16 protein-coding genes are annotated in these 18,198 nt (G+C 70.9%); 8 read left to right on the top strand and 8 right to left on the bottom strand.

Annotation, left to right across the window (positions count from 1 at the left end; all coding sequences use genetic code 11):
- The first annotated feature begins 214 nt into the window (after positions 1 to 214).
- On the top strand, positions 215 to 655 hold the full coding sequence (locus ACEZDG_RS16465; RefSeq protein ID WP_380509352.1) for a hypothetical protein: 441 nt from the start codon (positions 215 to 217) through the stop codon (positions 653 to 655).
- Between the two features lie 129 nt (positions 656 to 784).
- Positions 785 to 1,489, top strand: a complete 705-nt coding sequence (locus ACEZDG_RS16460; protein WP_380509349.1) for a class F sortase — start codon at positions 785 to 787, stop codon at positions 1,487 to 1,489.
- Here ACEZDG_RS16460 and ACEZDG_RS16455 read toward each other — a convergent pair.
- The 3 genes from ACEZDG_RS16455 to ACEZDG_RS16445 form a co-directional block, all read right to left on the bottom strand.
- Positions 1,486 to 1,764 (bottom strand): hypothetical protein, encoded by a 279-nt coding sequence (locus ACEZDG_RS16455; protein WP_380509347.1) that lies wholly within the window; start codon positions 1,762 to 1,764, stop codon positions 1,486 to 1,488. The genes ACEZDG_RS16460 and ACEZDG_RS16455 overlap by 4 nt on opposite strands.
- Before the next feature lie 290 nt (positions 1,765 to 2,054).
- Positions 2,055 to 3,074, bottom strand: coding sequence for a hypothetical protein (locus ACEZDG_RS16450; RefSeq protein ID WP_380509344.1), 1,020 nt, complete (start codon positions 3,072 to 3,074; stop codon positions 2,055 to 2,057).
- Positions 3,071 to 5,923, bottom strand: a complete 2,853-nt coding sequence (locus tag ACEZDG_RS16445; RefSeq protein WP_380509341.1) for a tetratricopeptide repeat protein — start codon at positions 5,921 to 5,923, stop codon at positions 3,071 to 3,073. Before ACEZDG_RS16445 ends, ACEZDG_RS16450 begins: the two co-directional genes overlap by 4 nt.
- Positions 5,924 to 6,317: 394 nt before the next feature.
- Between ACEZDG_RS16445 and ACEZDG_RS16440 the strand changes: the two genes are divergently transcribed.
- Complete coding sequence (locus tag ACEZDG_RS16440; protein ID WP_380509338.1) at positions 6,318 to 7,538, top strand: LLM class flavin-dependent oxidoreductase; 1,221 nt, start codon at positions 6,318 to 6,320, stop codon at positions 7,536 to 7,538.
- A gap of 63 nt (positions 7,539 to 7,601) precedes the next feature.
- On the opposite strand, the gene ACEZDG_RS16435 is transcribed toward ACEZDG_RS16440, so the two are convergent.
- Positions 7,602 to 9,233: an amidohydrolase gene (locus ACEZDG_RS16435; RefSeq protein WP_380509335.1), complete on the bottom strand. Its 1,632-nt coding sequence runs from the start codon at positions 9,231 to 9,233 to the stop codon at positions 7,602 to 7,604.
- Positions 9,220 to 10,665, bottom strand: a complete 1,446-nt coding sequence (locus ACEZDG_RS16430; protein ID WP_380509332.1) for an APC family permease — start codon at positions 10,663 to 10,665, stop codon at positions 9,220 to 9,222. Before ACEZDG_RS16430 ends, ACEZDG_RS16435 begins: the two co-directional genes overlap by 14 nt.
- A gap of 172 nt (positions 10,666 to 10,837) precedes the next feature.
- On the opposite strand from ACEZDG_RS16430, the gene ACEZDG_RS16425 reads away from it, so the two are divergent.
- The gene (locus tag ACEZDG_RS16425) at positions 10,838 to 11,497 is read left to right on the top strand and encodes a TetR/AcrR family transcriptional regulator C-terminal domain-containing protein (protein ID WP_380509329.1); all 660 of its coding nucleotides are present in this window, start codon (positions 10,838 to 10,840) and stop codon (positions 11,495 to 11,497) included.
- Here ACEZDG_RS16425 and ACEZDG_RS16420 read toward each other — a convergent pair.
- Positions 11,476 to 12,690 (bottom strand): MFS transporter, encoded by a 1,215-nt coding sequence (locus ACEZDG_RS16420; RefSeq protein ID WP_380509326.1) that lies wholly within the window; start codon positions 12,688 to 12,690, stop codon positions 11,476 to 11,478. The two genes, ACEZDG_RS16425 and ACEZDG_RS16420, sit on opposite strands and share 22 nt — an antisense overlap.
- 54 nt (positions 12,691 to 12,744) lie before the next feature.
- Here ACEZDG_RS16420 and ACEZDG_RS16415 point away from each other — a divergent pair, with 54 nt between their 5' ends.
- From ACEZDG_RS16415 to ACEZDG_RS16405, 3 genes are all read left to right on the top strand, one after another.
- On the top strand, positions 12,745 to 13,506 hold the full coding sequence (locus tag ACEZDG_RS16415; protein ID WP_380509323.1) for an AraC family transcriptional regulator: 762 nt from the start codon (positions 12,745 to 12,747) through the stop codon (positions 13,504 to 13,506).
- 270 nt (positions 13,507 to 13,776) lie between these two features.
- Positions 13,777 to 15,606, top strand: coding sequence for a hypothetical protein (locus ACEZDG_RS16410; RefSeq protein WP_380509320.1), 1,830 nt, complete (start codon positions 13,777 to 13,779; stop codon positions 15,604 to 15,606).
- Between the two features lie 41 nt (positions 15,607 to 15,647).
- Entirely contained in the window at positions 15,648 to 15,911 is a 264-nt protein-coding gene (locus ACEZDG_RS16405; RefSeq protein ID WP_380509317.1) for a hypothetical protein, read from the top strand.
- Here the strand turns inward: ACEZDG_RS16405 and ACEZDG_RS16400 are convergent.
- Positions 15,845 to 16,348, bottom strand: coding sequence for an AAA family ATPase (locus ACEZDG_RS16400; protein ID WP_380509314.1), 504 nt, complete (start codon positions 16,346 to 16,348; stop codon positions 15,845 to 15,847). The genes ACEZDG_RS16405 and ACEZDG_RS16400 overlap by 67 nt on opposite strands.
- Before the next feature lie 53 nt (positions 16,349 to 16,401).
- Complete coding sequence (locus ACEZDG_RS16395; RefSeq protein WP_380509312.1) at positions 16,402 to 17,358, bottom strand: quinone oxidoreductase family protein; 957 nt, start codon at positions 17,356 to 17,358, stop codon at positions 16,402 to 16,404.
- 221 nt (positions 17,359 to 17,579) lie between these two features.
- Between ACEZDG_RS16395 and ACEZDG_RS16390 the strand changes: the two genes are divergently transcribed.
- The gene (locus ACEZDG_RS16390) at positions 17,580 to 18,161 is read left to right on the top strand and encodes a TetR/AcrR family transcriptional regulator (protein ID WP_380509309.1); all 582 of its coding nucleotides are present in this window, start codon (positions 17,580 to 17,582) and stop codon (positions 18,159 to 18,161) included.
- Positions 18,162 to 18,198: the final 37 nt, after the last annotated feature.

Genomic DNA, 18,198 nt, shown 5'->3' with positions numbered 1-18,198 from the left:
GGCTCGGGTACTGACGAACCGTCGTCTGACCCGCCATTACCACGCTGAACTGCGTGAATCCTGGATTTTCGCGACGACGCGCCGGAGCGGCCGTCGCCGCCCGCCGGGTTCTCGGCAGGCGGCGCCACAGCCGCTGGGCTTGTCTGGGGATGCGAGCAAGGTCAACTCTCCGGCGCAGGAAGTGCCGGGTCCTTGTTCACCGGAGGTAGAAATCGTGCGTTCGATCAACACGCTTCTCGGGACCGCTCTCCTCGGCGCCACCGTCGCGCTGGCCGCTCCGGCCGCCCACGCCGCCACCGCTCTGCCGCAGACCACTCCGGCCTGCGCCGCCGCGGTCGCCGCCGCGGAGAAGGCTCAGTCGGCCTACGACGCGGCCGTGGCGGACTACAAGAAGCAGGTGGCCGCCGGCGGCCACCCCGGCAAGGCCGAGCAGGACAACATCGCCGCGCTGCAGAACAACGTGAACCTCACCGCCTCGGACGCGGCCCGGATTTGCCCGGACTCCAAGGTCCCGGTCGGCCCGATCCACACCGGCGTCGGCAGCACCAGTGAGGGCACCAACTCCGGCGACATCGCCCTGGGCGCGGGCCTGCTCGCCGCCGTCGGTGCCGGAGCCTTCGTGCTGCGCCGCCGCCACAGCGGCAGCCAGGCCTGACCGGAACACCTCCCCGGCCGTACCTGGCTGCACTCCCTGTGCCCCGTGACCCAGTCGCGGGGCACAGGGCCGCCGCCGGGAGCTCCGCGCCCGCGAAACCGCCCCGCCCGTGAACCGAGGAAGGCACCAGTGGACCAATCCGCCCACGGCCGCGGCGGCACGCTGCGCCGCACCGTGCTGGGAACTCCGGCGATCGTCGCGATATGCCTCGGAGTCTGGCTGATAGGCCACGGTGCGCAGGCACCGACACCCCCGCCCCAGCCCAGCGCCGCCCAGGCGTTCCCCGCCTACGACAGCGCGGGCGAGCCGAGCGCGGCGAGCCCCTTGGCCCCGGCGGTCCCCCCGCTGCCGCCGTCCGCGCCGACCAGGGTGCGCATTCCGTCGATCAAGGTCGACGCCCCGCTCACCGCGCTGTCCCTGGACAGCACCGGACGGCTGGTGCCGCCGCCGGACAACAACCAGAACCTGGCCGGCTGGTACCGCGACGGAACGTCCCCCGGCGCCACCGGTACGGCCGTCCTGGCCGGGCATGTGGACACCGAGCAGGGCGCGGCCGTCTTCTACAACCTCGGGGCGCTCAAGAAGGGCCAGACCGTCGACGTCGACCGTGCCGACGGCGTCACCGCCGTCTTCACCATCGACGCCATCGAGGTCTACACCGCCCAGCAGTTCCCCAGCAAGAAGGTCTACGGCCCGGCGACGCGCCCGGAGCTGCGCCTGATCACCTGCGGCGCCGGCTTCGACAAGGCCCGCCAGGAGTACCTGGGCAATGTCGTGGTCTACGCCCACCTCACCAGTAGCCACGGAGGCGTCCTGTCGGCGGGCGGGCGCTAACGCTCGGCCATGGGCAGCTCGCGGCCGTCCAGCAGGACCGTGCAGCTCGGCTCGTGCGAGCGGTGCCGCAGGTGCTCGACCCGCACGGTGAACGGCAGCGCCGGATCCCCGGGGAGTTCGCCGGGCAGGCTGGCCGCGTCGGACGCCCGCTCGCGCCGGGAACCGACCTCCTTGCCGTCGACCAGCAGCTCGATCTCCCGGGCGTGGCCGCTGCGGACGTCCACGGTGATCGAGTGCCCGGCGTGGTCGAGGTGGAAGTGGTGCTGACGCGTCATGGCGGCCTCCGTAGGGCGACCCCCCTGCGACCCAGTCTAGGCAGGTTCTCCCGGCCCGGCCGGATGGCCGACCGGCTCCCGGTCTCGCCCCCGGCACCGGGGTCCGCCCCGGTCCCGCAGCAGCGAGTCGATGGCGTTGTACACGACCCGGTGCGCCACCTGGCGGGTGGTGGAGGACCGGAAGCCGTCCGAGACCTTCTCCGGGTGCTCAAAGGTCCTGCTGGTTCGCCGGCCCTGCGAAGTCGCTCGACGTCCGGCGGCGGGCGCGTCCACGCCCGCCGCCGCGGGGGTCAGCGCTCGTCCTGCTCGGCCAGCGCGTCCGCGAGCGCCTTGAGGGCCCGGGCGCTGGTGTGGATCTCGTTGAGGTAGCGGGTCGGCGTGAAGCTCTGGACCAGCTCGTTCGGCTGGGCCGCCGGGTCGCCGCCCACGGTCTCCACCTCCACGCCGTACGGCAGGGCGAGCATCCGTACGGCGGTGAAGTGCTGCATCGGCAGGTAGATCGGGGTGGTGACCAGCAGCAGCCGGGTGCCGGGCGTCAACTCGGCCATCTCCCGGGCGAAGAACTCGTAGGTCTCCCCGGTGTGGGCGCGCCGCTGGGGCTCGGTGGACGGCGCCGCCGCCACCCGGGCGGAGCTGCCGTCCGCCCTCCGGTAGTGGTGGATGCCCCAGGTCAGACCGGGCAGGTTCACCGGATCGGGTGAGGTCTCGCCCTCCACCGACTCCGGTTCGCCGAGGCCGAAGGCCAGCCTGGTGCCGAGGTCGAGGGCCTGGTACTCGTCGGTCAGACCCGGATGGCCGAGGCCCCTGGCGAGCAGCCTCTCGTCCTCCTGCGGGTTGACCAGGTTCTCCCGGAACGGCCGGTGGGCGCCGAGCGCCGTCACCGCACCCGCCCCCACCCTGCCCTCGCGCACCAACTGGGCCGCGTAGGCGGGGCGGTTGAAGCAGGCCCTGATCAGGCCGCCGAGCATCAGCACATGGTCGTACTCGGCGTGGTCGGGCGGCTGGGAGTTGCGCAGGCCGAGCGCGTCCACCACCGCGAGCACCACCTCGGCCTGCTCGGCGGTCATCGCCAGCTCACCGGTCTCGTGCCGCTCCAGGTCGCCGACCCGGGTGTTGGTCTGCTCGGTGAACTCCAGCAGCCGCGCGCAGCGGGCCGGGAGGTCGTCGATGCTTCCGGAGAGCTGCTCGGGGTCGCCGCCGAAGGCCGTCAGCAGCGCCCGCATGGCGTCGGAGCCGAGCCAGGTGTCGATGTCGGACGGCAGGTTCTTACCGGTGCCGGGGAGTTGGGGGCGGTCGAAACGGATGGTCATCGGGATACGTTGTCCTGGGGTGCGGGGTCTTCCCCGCCGGTTCGGCGGTGATACGCGTCGTCGTACTCTGCCTGGTAGCCGGCGGCGACGTCCTGTGAGGCGCGGGCGTCGGGGCCCGGGCCCTTCATTCGCTGCTGGACGTCGAGTCGCAGCAGGGTGATCTTTGTGGCGAGGGCCAGGCTCTTCACCGTGTCGCTGCTGTCCTCGGTATCGGCCTGCCCGCCGAGCCCCTGTCGGATCCGCACCGCCTCGGCCGCGTGCTCGGCGGCCTCGCGCAGCAACCGGACCCGATCGTCGTCCGGGACCTGCACCAGCAGAACACGGTAGAAGCCGACGAGTGCGAGACCGTTCACGCAGCAGGCGACCTCCTCCAACTCGCTGCTACCGTAACGCCGTCTGCGGATTCGTAGGACCTCTTCGTAGTACCTCTCCGCTCTCGAGAGGTGCCCGGCGGCCGGTACCGCCCGATCCACCCAGGCCAGCCGCAGCTCCAGGCCGGCCAGGTTGAACATGCTGCGGTCCACCTCGGGGCTGTCCGCCCCGCCCAGCGCGGACCGCTCCGCGATGCTGTGCTCCAGGGCCGACGCGGCCACCCGCAGTTGCTTGAGCTGTTCCTCCTTCGACTGCGTGATGCGTCCCGACTGGACGCGTAGCAGGAGACCCAGCAAGGCCTCGGCGCGCGAGGCGGCCAGCCTGGCGGCCCGGCCCACCGGCGCGGTGGCTCCTGGCAGTGCGCACAGCCGGATAGCCTCCCTACACCAATCGACGGCCTGCTGGGTGCTCAGCGGCGATGGCCGAGCCCACAGCACCTCCCTTGCCTTGCTGCGCAGGCAGTCGGCAACCATCAGTCGGGTGGCCGGCGACCAGGCGTCCGTGTTCTGGCCCTCCAGGGCAGCCTCGACATCGGCGAAGATCTCAGCGGCGGTCCGGACGTCGTGCCGTTCGACCATTCGGCCCAGCGCGTACAGGGCGGGCGCGGTCACGGCCAATGGGGAAGCGCCGTTGAGTAGATTGCGGATGGATCGCACATCCTCGGCCGGGTCCATGAACAAGTCCCGGGGGAAGACCGGCGGCGCTTCCAGCCCCGGGGCCCCGTCCGGTGGCTGGTCAACGGCGTCCAGCAGATTGCCGCACAGTTGGCTCACCGCCGCGACGGCCTTACTGTCGGTCGCAGCCATGTCGTCGCGTACCGCACTGCGGAACAGTCGGTGCATGGTGGTGCGCCCCCCGGCACAGTCGACCAGGCCCAGCTTCTCAAGTCTTCTCACCGCATTCTCCACTTCGGTGAGTTCGGTCTCCTGCTGCTCAGTGACCTTGTCGGCGGGCGCGTCAGAGGGCCCGTACAGGCTGACGGCCAGAAGCTCCGGGGCCAGGGGCACCGCGGGGAGCCAGGCCATCGCAATCGCTGTGCAGAGTTCCACGATGCTCAGCCGAGGCTTGGCCGCCGCCCAGAGCAGTCCGGGGGTCGTCCAGGGCTCCGCGGGTTGTGGAGCGCCGTTTTGCCACCAGTGATGGCCCACGGCGGCGTGGAAGCGCGCCGAGGCCGCGATCAGCAGGGGGCTTCCATCCAGGCCCTCGAACGGCGCATCTTCGCCGAGCAGTTGGGCCACCTCGCACGGATCCAGACCGCTCAGCGTGATGGTCTCCGGCTGTTCGGCCCAGGCCGGGTTGTTCGTCGTGACCACGACCAACTGACCGGGGTGTTTCCCCTGCGGCAGGTTGATCCGGTCCGGCCCGACACCCACGTTGTCCACCACCACCACCCAGGGCGCGCTGGATCCGAGCAGACGCTGGCGGGCGAGCATCGCGAACACCTCACGTTCAGCTCCTTGCCCCAGTCCTGGGTGAGCCGCGCCCGCCTCGTCGATCTCTGCCTCGCCGAGCGAGTAGTTCAGGGCCCGCCGGTCGGAGGCGTTCAGGAACCAGCCGCATCCGAAGTCGACACTGATGGCCAGCTGGTGCGCCAGCAGGGTCTTGCCCGTGCCGGGAGCGCCGTAGAGCACGATGACCCCACCCGCGTCCGCCCGCTGCTTCAACGTCGCAAAGAGCCCGGCGCGGCTGTTGAAAGAGGTAAAGCTCGGCCTCGGCGGCAGACGGCGACCGATCGCGGAGCGGGCGTAGGGCGAGACCCAGGAGAAGGGGGACAGGTCGGGGTCGGATTGAGCTCCGACGATGTCGACAATGTAGGTGCTCCCCCTCCCTCTCCCCCTCCCAACCTCCCTGCCTCCTCCTTCCTCTGCTTCGGAGAAGGGCCTTTCCTGGTCTCGGCAGGCCAGCGTGACATCGATGGCAATGCCCTCGGATTCGAGCCGCAGGCCGCCGGCGAGCTGGTAGACGTCCGGGGTCGTGGTGGGCCGGTGGCTTACCGGTGGCGGCCAATGGCTGAGCTCGGCCTTCGTCGGGTCGACGTCGACCAGCACGAAAGCGTGCTGGCTATCCCCTCCAGTGCGCAAGCACAAGTAGGGGCGCAGGCCCGCCTCCATGCACATGGTCACGAACATCAGCGACAGGTCGAGGCAGTTGCCAGAGTCCCGATCAACCCATTCGGGGTCGCGGATACGCTGACTCCGGCCCAGCTTGAACGGTACCGGGTTGCGGGAGGGCGCACGCTGCCGCAGCCGCTCGTACAGCAGGCGAAGCCGCTCCTGCCCCGTCTCCTCCGTGTCCTCCGTCTTCTCCGTATTGATGCCGTGCAGAAACAGGCCCAGCCGCTGCATCGCCGCCAAGCTGGCGTAGCGCGCCAGCTTCCGGAAGCTCGTGTCGTCGTTCTCGTCGTTCTCGTCGAACTCCCACGAAGGCCACGTCCCGTGCTCCTCCCGCTGCACGGGCCTCTCCCTGGCGTCGGTCATGCCTACCCCTTGTCGTCGTCACCCGTTCCCTTCCTTCCCGGCCGGTCCCTTCAGCCAGCGGCAACAGAGCGCGACCGCACCCGGACTTGTGATGACTTATACGCCTTCGTTCTGCGAGATGTGTTGGTTCTGCACACCCGGCCCGCTCCGCCGGGGTATTCCCGGTAGACGCGACACCTCTGACCAGCGCATTCAATATGACACGAAGGTAAGCCCGTTGGGAGAAGCCGCCGCTGCGACCGGGTCCCTTCCGGGTCCCTTCCGGGTCCCTTCCGGGTCCCTTCCGTTTTCGACGGGCAGCATGTCTAATAACTGACGGGTAGTCAGATAACTGCTCTGCGCATCGCCGTGCGGCCACCCGCGGGGCACTCGTGACGAACCAGGAGGACCAGCCGTGGAGTTCGGCATCTTCGTCAACGGATTCATCCCCGGCCCGGCCGCGCACGACCGCGCCTCGGAACACCTCGCGCTGCGGCGGGAGATGGACATCGCCATCAAGGCCGACAAGCACCACTGGAAGTACGTCTGGTTCGGCGAGCACCACTCCCTGACCGAATACAGCCACATGTCGGCGCCCGAGGTGGTCATGGGCTACGTGGCCGCCAGGACCGAGCGGATCCACCTGGGCACCGGCATCAACTCGCTCTCCCCGCGCAAGGAGCACCCGGTCCGCTACGCCGAACGAGCCGCCATGCTCGACCACATCACCGAAGGCCGCTTCGAGTGGGGCACCGGGCGGGGCGCGGGCTCCCACGAGGTGGCGTCCTTCAACATCATGGACACCGACTCGACCAAGGCCGAGTGGGACGAGGTCTCCCGCGAGATCGTCCGGATGTGGGAGCAGTTCGACTACTCCTTCCAGGGCGAGCACTTCACCGTCCCCACACCGCACAACATCCTGCCCAAGCCCTACGGCCACTCCCACCCGCCGATCTGGATGGCCTGCGGAAACCCCGGCTCCTTCGCCAAGGCCGGCTCGCTGGGAATCGGCGCGATCGCCTTCAACTTCGAGCCGATCTACAACCTCAAGGGCCGGATCGAGGCCTACAAGGAGGCCGCGGAGAACCCGGTCGAGATCCTGGGCGACTACCAGAACAACAATGTGATGATGACCAACGCCGTGGTCTGCCTCAACGACCGCAGGCGGGCCCGCGAGATCGCGCTGTCGGCGGGCAACGCCTACATCGTCACCCTGGTGAACCTCTACCACGACACCATGCCCAAGTCCGTGGACGGGATCACCTGGCCCGACCCGCCGATCGACCTCGGCTCGCTGGGCGGCGAGGAACTGCTGGACGAGCTGATCAAGGGCGGCTACCTGCTCTGCGGGACCCCCGAGGAGGTCTGCGAGCAGGTCGAGGCCTACCAGCAGGTCGGCTGCGACCAGTTGGTGTTCGGCCTGGCCGCCGGCATGTCCTTCGAGGAGCACCTGGAGATGGTCGAACTCTTCGGCGACCAGGTGATCCCGGAGTTCGACCACAACCCCGAGCACTCGACCGCGGCCTACCGCAGGGACGCCGGCGGCCCCAAGTACCCGGCGCTCAACAACCCCGTCGACCCGGACCTCAAGCACACCGTCCTGCCGCTGAGCGCGATCCTCCCGCTCGCGGACTGAGCACGCGTCAGCCCCGCACTGGCGAACGGTGCGGGGCTGACAGTCTGCGGGGTTCCTGCGGGGTCAGCCGCGGTGGGTGGTGACGCCGTCGACCATGGTGAGGCGGATCGGGGCCTCGGCGAGTTCGTCCGGGGGCGCGGTGAGCGGGTCGAGGCCGAAGGCGGTGAGGTCGGCGCGGTGGCCGGGGGCGATCCGGCCCGCGTGGTGGCCCTGCCCGGTGGCGTGGGCGGCGTGGGTGGTCATGCCCTCCAGCGCCATCAGCGCGGTCAGCGCCTGCTCCGGCCCGACCGGTCGGCTGTCGGTGCCGGGCAGCCTGCGCAACTGCGCGGTGGCCAGCACCTGCCGGGGGTCGAAGTGGGCGATGGGCCAGTCGGAGCCGAGCACCAGGGTGGCGCCGGTGTCGCGCAGATCGCGGCAGCACCAGGCCCGTCCGGCGCGTTCGGCGCCGAGCCGGGTGGACCAGTCGTCGCTGTGGTCGGCCCTGGTGTAGGCGGTGTGGGTGGGCTGCATCGAAGCGGCCACGTCCAGGTGGGCGAAGCGCTTGATCTGGTCGTAGGGCAGCGTCTCGATGTGCTCGATCCGGTGCCGGACGGACGGAGCGCCAGGGCCGGCCGGGCCGCCCGGGCCGATCGAGGGGTCCAGCGCGTCCAGCGCGTGGCGGACGCCGGCGTCGCCGATGGCGTGGGTGACAGCCTGCATCCCTGCGGCGTCCAGGCGTTGGACCGCGCGGGTGTAGTGGGCCGGGTCGTGCCAGAAGGAGTCGGTGCTCCGGCCGTGGCAGTCGGCGGTCTCCAGCCAGGCGGTGCCGCCCTCGACGGTTCCGTCGATGAAGAACTTGACCGCGTCCACGCTCCAGCGCGGCCCGCCGGTGCCGCGCAGCGCCAGCAGGTGGTCGATCTGGGCGTCGATGTCGCCGGGCATCGCCCAGGGGGCGATCCGCAGCCGCAGCGGCAACTCCTCGATTCCGGCGATCAGTTCCAGCGCGTCGCCCTCGCAGTCCATGACATGGCCGCCGGTCAGCCCGGTGGCGGCCATGGAGTGCAGCAGGTCCAGTACCTGTGCCCGGCGTTCCTGCAGGTCGGCGACCGGCATCAGGTCGCGGACCAGGCGGATCGCGCCGTCCTCCAGCAGATGCCCGGTCGGCCTGCCGTCCGGGCCGCAGACGATCTGCGACCGGCTGGCGAACGTGCGCGGGCCCTCGATGCCGACGGCGCGCAGCGCGGCGGAGCTCGCCAGGGCGGAGTGCCCGTCGTAGAGGACCAGCAGCGCCGGTATGCCGTCCAGGACCTCGTCGATCACCGCGTTGGTGATCGGCGCGCCCTGGAAGGTGTTGTGGTCCAGGCCGAAGCCGCTGATCCACTCGCCGCGCCCGGTGCCGGCGACGGCGGCGGCGAGCGCGGCCCGCAGGTCGGCGACGGTGCGGCAGCCGGACAGGTCGACGCCGCGGAAGCTGCCCGCGCCGAAGACCGGATGCATGTGACCGTCGGTCAGACCCGGGGCCAGCGTGGCGCCGGGCAGGTGCTGGACCTCGGTGGCGGCGCCGCGCCACTGGGCGGTGACCTCGGCGGCACCGCCGACGGCGACGATGAGTCCGTCCTTGACCGCGACGGCCGCGGCGACGCCCTCGGCGCGGGTGCCGGCCGGGTCCAGGGTGTGCACCCGGTCGGCGACGATGATCGTGTCAGCTGCGGACAAGGCGTGCCTCCTCGGCGGGGACCGGCGCGGGCGCGCCGAGTCGTGCGTAGACCTGCGGGCGCTTGGCGCGCAGCCACAGCGCCAGCACCGCACCGGTGATGATCATGGCGGGGACCAGGCCGACCAGGACCACGTTGACGGTGTCCGACGCACCGGTCAGCAGCGCGATCTTGGTGATCATGAGGTAGAGCGCGGTGGCCATGCCCAGCGCGGCCAGTACCGGGGCGACCAGGGTGCGCCAGCGCCCCTCGGTGTGGTCGATCCGGCGGAAGTAGACCGGGACCGCGACGGCGACCAGGACCTGCAGCAGCACCAGGCCGACCACGCCGGGTGTGTTCACCCAGATCAGCAGGTTCAGATAGGGGTCGAGCCCGCCCAGCGCGAACGCGGCCACCACCACCAGCGACAGGACGCTCTGCAGCCCGCCGGCCAGGTACGGCGCGCCGGTACGGGGGTGCACGGCGGCCAGCCGGGCCGGGAGCATCCCCTCGTCGGCGATCGCCTTGGTGTAGCGGTTGATGGCGTTGTGGAAGGCCAGCAGGGAGGCGAGGGTGCTGCTGATGATCAGTAGGTGCATGACGTCGGTCGCCCCGTGGCCGACGTAGCTGTCCATCTCGGTGAAGACCAGCCCGGCCGGGTCCTTCGCGGCGGCGGCCTGCACCTGGGCGTCGCCGAAGCCCTGGATGATGGTCCAGGCGATGAAGCTGTAGAACAGGCCGAGGAAGCCGACCGCGATGTAGGTGGCGCGCGGGATGGTGCGTGCCGGGTCGCGGGCCTCGGAGCGGTAGATCGCGGTGGACTCGAAGCCCATGAACGCCGCGAACGCGAACACCAGCAGGGAGCTGGTGGCGCCGGTGAAGACGTGTGCGGGGGCGTAGGACCGCAGGTCCAGGCCGTGCGCACCGCCCTTGAGCAGGATCGCGACGGCGAGCAGGACCAGGATGCCGGACTCGGCGATCATCAGCGCGGCCAGCAGTTTGGCGCCGAACTGGATGCTGCGGTAGCCGGCGAACCAGACCAGCCCGACCCCCGCCAGCGCGTACCAGTACCAGGGGATGTCGACCCCGGCCAGCGACTGGACGGTGCTCTGCGCGGATATGCCCAGCAGGCCGTACATCCCGATCTGCACCGCGTTGTAGGACATCAGCGCCAGCACGGCGGCGGCCACCCCGGCGGGACGGCCGAGGCCGGCCCGGACGTAGGCGTAGAACGCGCCGCCGTTGGAGACGTAGCGGGACATCGTGGTGAACCCGACCGCGAAGACGGTCAGCACCAGCCCGGCGATGAGGTAGGCGGAGGGGGTGCCGATGCCGCCGACCAGGATCGCGTAGGGGGCGACACCGGCCAGGATCATCAGCGGGGCGGCGGCGGAGATCACAAAGAACGCGATGTCACCGGTCCCGAGCGTCCCGCGGCGCAGCTGTGGCTCCATGGGGTCCTTCCGTGGTGCGTGCGTGGGGGCGGAGGGAAGTTAACCTAAACCGATTAGGTTTAGGTTTCGGGCAATATAGCCGCAGCGACGGCATCCGCCAAGGGGCACGCCGATCGGGGCGCGCTGTTCGGGGCACGGCGCAGGGGAAGTACCGAGCGAGGGAGGCCGGCAGGTGGCACGACCGCGGAAGGCACTGCTGGATCTGGAGCGGATCACCCAGGCCGCACTGGACCTGGTGGATGAGACGGGGGACTTCACCGTCCCGGCGATGGCGCGGCGTCTGGGGGTACAGACCGCCTCGATTTACCACCATGTGGACGGGCGCTCGGGGATCGTCGAACTGCTGCGGGTCCGGCTCGGGACCCGGATCGAGGCGGTGCCGGTCGAGGGCCAGTCCTGGGAACCCGCGCTGCGGGCCTTCGCCTACTCCTACCGGGCCGCCTTCGCCGCCCACCCGCACCTGGTGCCGCTGCTCACCGGCGCGCCGGTGCAGGCGCCCGAGGTGCTGGCCACCTACGAGCGGATCGTGGTGCTGCTGGAGAGCGCCGGTTTCCCGCTGGAGGTCATCATGACCGCGCTCACCGCGTTCGAGAACTTCGTGCTGGGGGCCGCGCTCGACCTGGCCGCGCCCGAGGTGATGTGGGCCGTCCCGGACGGGGTGCGGGCCCCCCGCCTGGCCGCCGCGCTGGCCGCCCAGCCCACCGCCACCGGCCGCGCCGACCGTGCCTTCGACTTCGGCGTCACCGTCCTCGTCGAAGGCTTCCGCGCCCTCCTCGCCCAGGCCCGGCAGCCGGCCGGCCCGGACGGTACTCAGGCCGCCGTTGGCTCCTGAGGGTCCGTCAGGAAGGCGCCCAGGGCCAGGGAAGCGACCGGGATCAGACAGAGGACGGCGAGGACGCCCTGCGGTCCGTGGGACTCGGCCAGCAGGCCGAAGAGCGGGGCGATCAGGCCGCCGATGCTGACCGCCAGGCCGAGGGTGACTCCGGCGGCGGTGCCCGGGCGGGTGGGCAGGTAGTCCTGGCCGAGCTTCACCAGCACCGCGAAGGGGATGTTCAGCGCGACCCCGGCCAGTCCGGCGAAGAGCAGCGGGGCGATCGTCCCGGGCAGGAACCGCAGGCCGACCAGCATCGGGATCGACAGCACCGCCCCGAGCTGGACCGTCCGGACCAGACCGATCCGGTCCGCGATGCGCCCGCCCAGCAGCGTCCCCAGGACGCCTCCGCCGAGGAAGCAGGCCAGCGCCGTACCGGCCATCGCGCGTGAGGCGTGCAACTGCCGGAGCCAGTACAGCTCGACGAAGGTGTTGACGCCGAAGAACACCGTCGACCGGATCACCTCGACCCCGGTGAGCACCAGGAACGGCCCCCAGCGGTCGGCGCCGGTGCGGGCCTGGGCGGCGCGGGCCAGCGCGCGGTGCCGGTGGCGGTTGCGGTGCAGCAGGAAGGCGACGAGCACGGCCGGCGGGATGAACAGCGCCGTGGCACCGACACCCAGGCTCGCCAGCGCGGGAGTGGCCAGCACCGGTGCGAGGAAGAAGCCGACGCTGCCGCCGGCGGCGAAGATGCCCATCGCGCCGGCGCTGTCGCCCGCGGCCTCCCGCGCGGACTTGCCCGCCGCCGGGTGGAACATGGCCACACCGAGGCCCGAGAGCAGGACCAGCGTCCAGACCAGGGCGTAGCCGTGGACCAGGCCGGACAGGCCGAGGCCGAGGCCGGCCAGTGCGACACCGGCTCCGGCGAGCCAGTCCCAGCGCACGCGGTCCACCAGGACGCCCAGGAAGGGCTGCGGCACCGAACTGCCCAGCGTCGCGGCGAGGGTGAGCCCGGCTGCGGCCACATAGCTGTAGTGCCGGTCGAGGACGAAGTACGGCACGCTCGCGGGGACCAGCCCCTGGTAGAGGTCGTCCACGGCATGCGCGACGCCCCACAGGCGCATCCGCTGCCAGGTCGACGCGCCTGCGGCGGCGCTTGCTTCGGTGCCTGGGCCGTCCGTCTCGGTGGTTCGCTGATGGTCGGTATCGGTCATGGGCCCAGTTTTTCCGGTGGGGGACCGTGCGGGCTATCTGTATCCTGCCTACTTGTGTCGGTAACCCGCCTTCCGCTGGACGGCCCCACCCAGGTCCCGCTGCTGCACCGGGAGCGGGTCGAGTGGCACGACCACGCCTCGCATCAGCTGATCCACCCGAGCGCGGGTGTGCTGCAGGTGTCCACCCCCGAGGGCGCCTGGGTCGTCCCGCCGCACCGCGCGGTGTGGATTCCCGCCGAAGTACCGCACTCGCACCAGGCGTTCGGCCCCACCCGGATGCGCACCCTGGTCTTCGCCGAGTCGGTGAACCCGCTCCGGCTGGACCGCCCCACCGTCCTCGCGGTCTCCCCGCTGCTGCACGAGGTGGTGATCGCCCTGACCGGGGACGACACCCTCACCCCGGCGCAGCGCGAGAACCTGGAACGGGTCGCGCTGGACCAGTTGCGCCGGGTGGAGGAACTGCCGTTCGTCCTCCCGCTGCCGAGCGATCCCAGGCTGCGGGACATCAATCGCATCCTCCGCGAGGACCCGGCCGACCAGCGCACCCTGGCCCAACTCGGCACCGCCGTCGGGGCATCCGAACGGACCCTCAGCAGGCTCTTTCGCAGCGAGACCTCGCTCACCTTCCCGCAGTGGCGCGCCCAGTTGCGCCTGCACCACGCGCTGACCCTGCTCCCCACCGGGACGCCGGTCACGACCGTGGCCGCCGCCTGCGGCTACAGCAGTTCCAGCGCGTTCATCGAGGCCTTCCGGCACGCCTTCGGCAGCACGCCGGGAAGCTACCGCAAGGGCGATGGGCGGGGCGGGCCCGCCTGACCCCTCGCGGCGCGTACGGCCCGTATCCCGAGCAATTGCGGCAGTAGTTCGAGGGCGTGCCCTGGCGGGAACCGGCAGCGCTTTCCAGCGCCCAATTCCGACAAGTCGAACATCTTACAACGCCCGTTCAACCAAAAAGGCTTAATAAACTATCACTAATGGGACAGCGCCAGCAATTGACTTGCGGGTTATTGCTAGAGTTTCACAAACAGCACTCATGTTCCATACAGGAACACGAGCATCAGCTTCTCCATCAGGGGGATTCTCTCCGTGAGACTCCGTACCACCGTCCCCGCGATCACAGCCGCAGCGCTGCTCGCAGCGATTCTGGCGTTGCCCGGCCAGGCACTGGCTGACAGCACGCCTGCTCCCACCGGCACTCCGGTGGCGGGCGCCTCGGCCTCGCCGTCCGACAGCGGCACGCCGACCGCCTCGCCGTCCGACAGCAACGCACCGACCGCCTCGCCGTCCGACAGCGGCACGCCGACGGACAGCGCCAGCCCGACTGCCGGCCCGACCGCCGACCCGAGCACCTCCCCGACCGCCGGGACCACGCCCGCCGACGCGCCGACGATCAGCGCGGTCACCCCGGTGGACACCGCGCAGGGACGGGTGCTGCAGGTCCGCGCCAGTTCCTCGATCGGGGTCGGCAGCGTAAGCGCCACCCTGAGTTCCGGCGGCGTGGACACCACGGTCAACACATTCGTCCAGCAGGGCGACGGCGTATGGCAGTCCGGCGTCGTCGTACTGCCCGACTACGCCAGCTACACCGAGTCGGTCACCGCCGTCGACACCGCCGGAACGTCGTCCGCCGCCTTCACGGGCAGCATGGACTACTACAAGCGCCCGGCGTTCGACAGCAGCACCACGATCACGCCGAGCACCCTGTCCTACGGCCATTCGACCGTCACCGCCACGGGCAAGCTGGACACCTGGGACCCGGCCACCGGTCTGCACACCGACGAGCCCTACCTGGGCGACGACGAGACCCTCACCCTGAACAACGGCGCCGGCACCGCGGTCGCCTGGGGGTACCTCTGGTCGTACCAGAACAACGCCAACTTCTCGCTCACCTATTCGCCGAACTACAGCGGCTTCAAGACCGATGTGCTCACCCTGAACACCACCTACGCGCACGGCACCGTGACCGGTCCGGCCGCCGCGGTGGCGAAGGCGTCGCTGACGGCGACCCGGGTCAGGCTTGACCGCAGCACGGCCACCGCGCTGGCCAACACCACGGTCTCGGTCACCGGCACCGTCGAGTACCTCGACAGTGTGACGAACACCTGGAAGCCGCTCGCCAACCAGGCGTTCAAGTACCTTGACCAGTACGGCTGGTACGTGGGCTACTACACGGACGCCAACGGCCGCTTCTCCATCGGGGTATCCACCACCACGCCGCGGACCTGGACGTTCGCGACGGACAGCAGCGACTACAGGTGGGACTCCTGGCTGGCGGACTCGACCGCCAACTTCTCTGTCACCAGCGTGACCCAGACAGTGTCGCTGTCGCTCTCCTCGCCCCAGATCGACGAGTACTCCGACCTGACGTTCTACCAGTCGGTCTACACCAGCAACGGAAAGATCCCGAACAACCGGGTCTACCTGCTGCAGTCGGCCAACGGCAAGACCTGGACCAACCTCGGCTACATCCCCACCACGGGGAGCCAGTCCCAGCAGTTCCAGGCCTGGGTGAGCAACCCGCACGCCTACTGGCGGCTGTACTCGCCGGCCGGCGGCGGCTACCAGGCGGCGTTCAGCAACGTCATCCACACCTTCCGCTACGGAACCCTGCTGACCGGCGGGAAGCCGAACCACACCACGGTCAAGAAGAACGGCTGGGTGACCTTCAGGGGCGGCCTGTACGACCAGGGCTACGGTGCCTGGGCTCCGATGAAGAACACCCGGGTCTACCTGGCCTTCCGTCCATACGGCAGCAAGAACTGGTCGCTGGCCACCAGCGCCAAGACCAACTCGAAGGGCGCGTACTCACTGAGTGCCAAGGCCAGTCGGGGCGGTACCTGGGAGGTCGTCTGGTTCACTTCGAACACCTGGTTCGTGGACGCCTTCGGCCCCTCGACCTACGTGCACGTGAAGTAGCGGCAGCGCACAGCGTCACGCACCCCCGTACACGGGGGTGCGTGACGCTGTGCGGGAGCCCGATCAGGGTCCGCTCGGCCGACACCCCGGGCGGCATGGACCTGGCCGCTTCCCCCAACCTCAAGAACCTCAAGAACCTCAAGGACGCGATGGAGTCGCTGCGCGACCCCGAGGCGATCTTCGAGCACGGCCTCCAGGCCCTGGTCGTCGGCTTCCGGGCCGGCCTGGAAGCCCAGGGTCAGGTCCAGGCTTGGACGAGGACCTGTTCGCCCTCGCCGTCCGGCTCCTCGAAGTGGGCCAGGTAGCGGTTGAGCAGGTCCTCGTCCACGGTGACGGCGTTGGCGCCGCCCTCCTGGCTGCGGGCCGCGAGGCGCCGCTCCAGTGTTGCCCGGTCCGCCTTTAGGTGGACCAGTTCCCACCGGCAGCCGTGGCTCTCCACCAGCGCCTTGTAGTCGTCGCGGGCGGCCCGGCTCCAGAAGCTGTAGTCCACCACCACGTCCCGCCCGGCACGCATCAACTCGACCAGCTCCTGCCGCTGTTCGCGGCGTACCACTTCCTTGAGCCCGTCGTACCGCTCCAGGTCCAGCACCAGGCCGGCGTCCTGCCCCCCGATCCGCCGCCAGACCACCTCGTCGATCGAGAGCCTGACGTAACCGCGACGCTCCAACGCCAGCGCATGGGTGGTCTTGCCCGCTCCCGGGGGCCCGCACATCAGCACCACTGTGCTCACTGGCTGCGTCATGGGGCCAGGTTAATTGAGTCACCAACTCGGTGACCCCCCCGGGCCAGGACAGCTCACGGGCGCAGGACGAGCTTCCGGCCCGGCGAGCCCGCCTGCGCCGCCCAGGCGTCGGCGACATCCTCCAGCGCGTACACCTCGCGCGCCAGGTCGAACCGGCCCGCCGCGGCATACGCGGCCACCTCGGCATACGCCGCCGCGGACTGCTCCGGGGTGAGGGAACTGCCGCTCAGGCCAAGCACCTTGAGCCCGGCGTGACGCAGTGCGCCAGCGTCCACCGAGGCCTCGGCGCCGGCGCACTGGCCGACGTTGAGCAGCCGGCCCGCCGGGCGCAGCACGGCCAGGGCGGCCGAGGCGTACGGGCCCCACAGCGGGTCGACGACCACGTCCACCGGTCCGCCGGCCTTCTCCAGCCGGGTGCGGAACTCGGCGGGGTCGTGGTCGAGCAGAACGGCGCCGTCGGCGAGGTCCGGGAGCGCCGCGAGCCGCGCCTCGTCGCGTCCGGCGGCGACGACCCGTCCGGCACCCAGCGCCCGTGCCAGGTGCAGGAAGGCCCGCCCGAGGCCGCCGGTCGCGCCGAGCACAAGGACCGACTCGCCGGGACGCAGCGCGGCCACGTCCCGCAGGCCGATCAGGGCGCTGATTCCCACCACGCCGATCGCGGCGGCCAGGTCGTCGGCGAGCGGGTCCGGGACCGGCACGCAGGCCGCTTCGGGGACGGCCACGTACTCGGCGAAGGTGCCGCTGACGAAGCAGCCCGGCACCGAGACGCGCACCCGGGTCCCCGGTGCCAGGGTGTCGCTCTCCACGACCGTGCCCACGCCCTCGACCCCGGGCACGTGCGAGGGCTGCGGCCTGCCGATCGGGTGGCCGCCGCCGGAGATGAGCAGATCGATCGGGTTGAGAGCGGCCGCCGTCACCCGGACCAGGGTCGTTCCCGGCGTTCGCCGGGGCTCGTCCCGTCCGCCGATCGCGGGTGCCTGTCCGAGGTCGGCCACTACCGCTGCGCGCATCACGTCACTGCCTCCTCATGCTGGGTCGGTTCGGCTTGAGTGACCGACCGGTCAGTCAATCTAATCGTGGAGGAGGCGACCGGTCAACCGCCCTGCGAGCGCGGTGCGTTCGCCTGCGGCGGGGCCTGCGGCGAGGCATGCGGGGGGGATGCGGCGGGGCCTGAGGAGGGGGCTGAGGGCGCGGGCCGGGCGGCTGCGGCCCCGCCCGTATCCTTGGGCGCATGACTGCTCGCGCGGCTGCGGCCCTGGAAACCCGAGCCGCGCTGTTGGACGCGGGCCTGGAGATCGCGGAGCAGCACGGCCTCTCCGGCATGAGCGTCAACCGGGTGGTCGCCGTGGCCGGCGTCGCCAAAGGCACGTTCTATGTGCACTTCCCGGACCGAGACGCGTTCCTGAGCGCGATGCACCAGCGTTTCCACGAACAGGCCGGCCAGGCGGTGGCGGCGGCCTACGCCCAGCACCCGCCCGGGCGGATCCGCATGCAGGCCGGTATGACGGCCTACTTCGAGGTCTGCCTGAGCAATCGCGGAGTCAAGGCGCTGGTGCTGGAGGCGCGCAACACCCCCGGCGTCGCCGCGGACGTCGCCGCCCGCAACGCCGCCTTCGCCGCCCTGGCCGAGCCGGACCTGCTGGCCATGGGCTGGACCGAGGCGCGTACCGCCGCGAACCTCGTGGTTGCCATGTCCGCGGAGCTGGCCATGGCCGAGATGGCCGCGGAGCAGCGCGACGAACGCGGCCGTCAGGTGCTGTGGGACCTGCTGTCCCGGCTCGATCTGAACGCCGACGCGCCGGCCTCCGCCTGAACCGGCCGCCTGGCCGGCCGACCGGCTGTCTGATTGC

The sequence above is a fragment of the Streptacidiphilus alkalitolerans genome, assembly GCF_042511045.1.
Lineage (GTDB): Bacteria > Actinomycetota > Actinomycetes > Streptomycetales > Streptomycetaceae > Streptacidiphilus > Streptacidiphilus alkalitolerans.
The sequence above is the reverse complement of the archived record's forward strand: the minus strand, read 5'-3'. Positions and strand labels throughout refer to the sequence as shown.

Coding starts and splice junctions, on each gene's coding strand:
- ACEZDG_RS16455 (WP_380509347.1), bottom strand. CDS start 1,764: ATGACGCGTCAGCACCACTTCCACCTCGACCACGCCGGGCACTCGATC.
- ACEZDG_RS16450 (WP_380509344.1), bottom strand. CDS start 3,074: ATGACCATCCGTTTCGACCGCCCCCAACTCCCCGGCACCGGTAAGAAC.
- ACEZDG_RS16445 (WP_380509341.1), bottom strand. CDS start 5,923: ATGACCGACGCCAGGGAGAGGCCCGTGCAGCGGGAGGAGCACGGGACG.
- ACEZDG_RS16430 (WP_380509332.1), bottom strand. CDS start 10,665: ATGGAGCCACAGCTGCGCCGCGGGACGCTCGGGACCGGTGACATCGCG.
- ACEZDG_RS16420 (WP_380509326.1), bottom strand. CDS start 12,690: ATGACCGATACCGACCATCAGCGAACCACCGAGACGGACGGCCCAGGC.
- ACEZDG_RS16400 (WP_380509314.1), bottom strand. CDS start 16,348: ATGACGCAGCCAGTGAGCACAGTGGTGCTGATGTGCGGGCCCCCGGGA.
- ACEZDG_RS16395 (WP_380509312.1), bottom strand. CDS start 17,358: ATGCGCGCAGCGGTAGTGGCCGACCTCGGACAGGCACCCGCGATCGGC.
- ACEZDG_RS16390 (WP_380509309.1), top strand. CDS start 17,580: ATGACTGCTCGCGCGGCTGCGGCCCTGGAAACCCGAGCCGCGCTGTTG.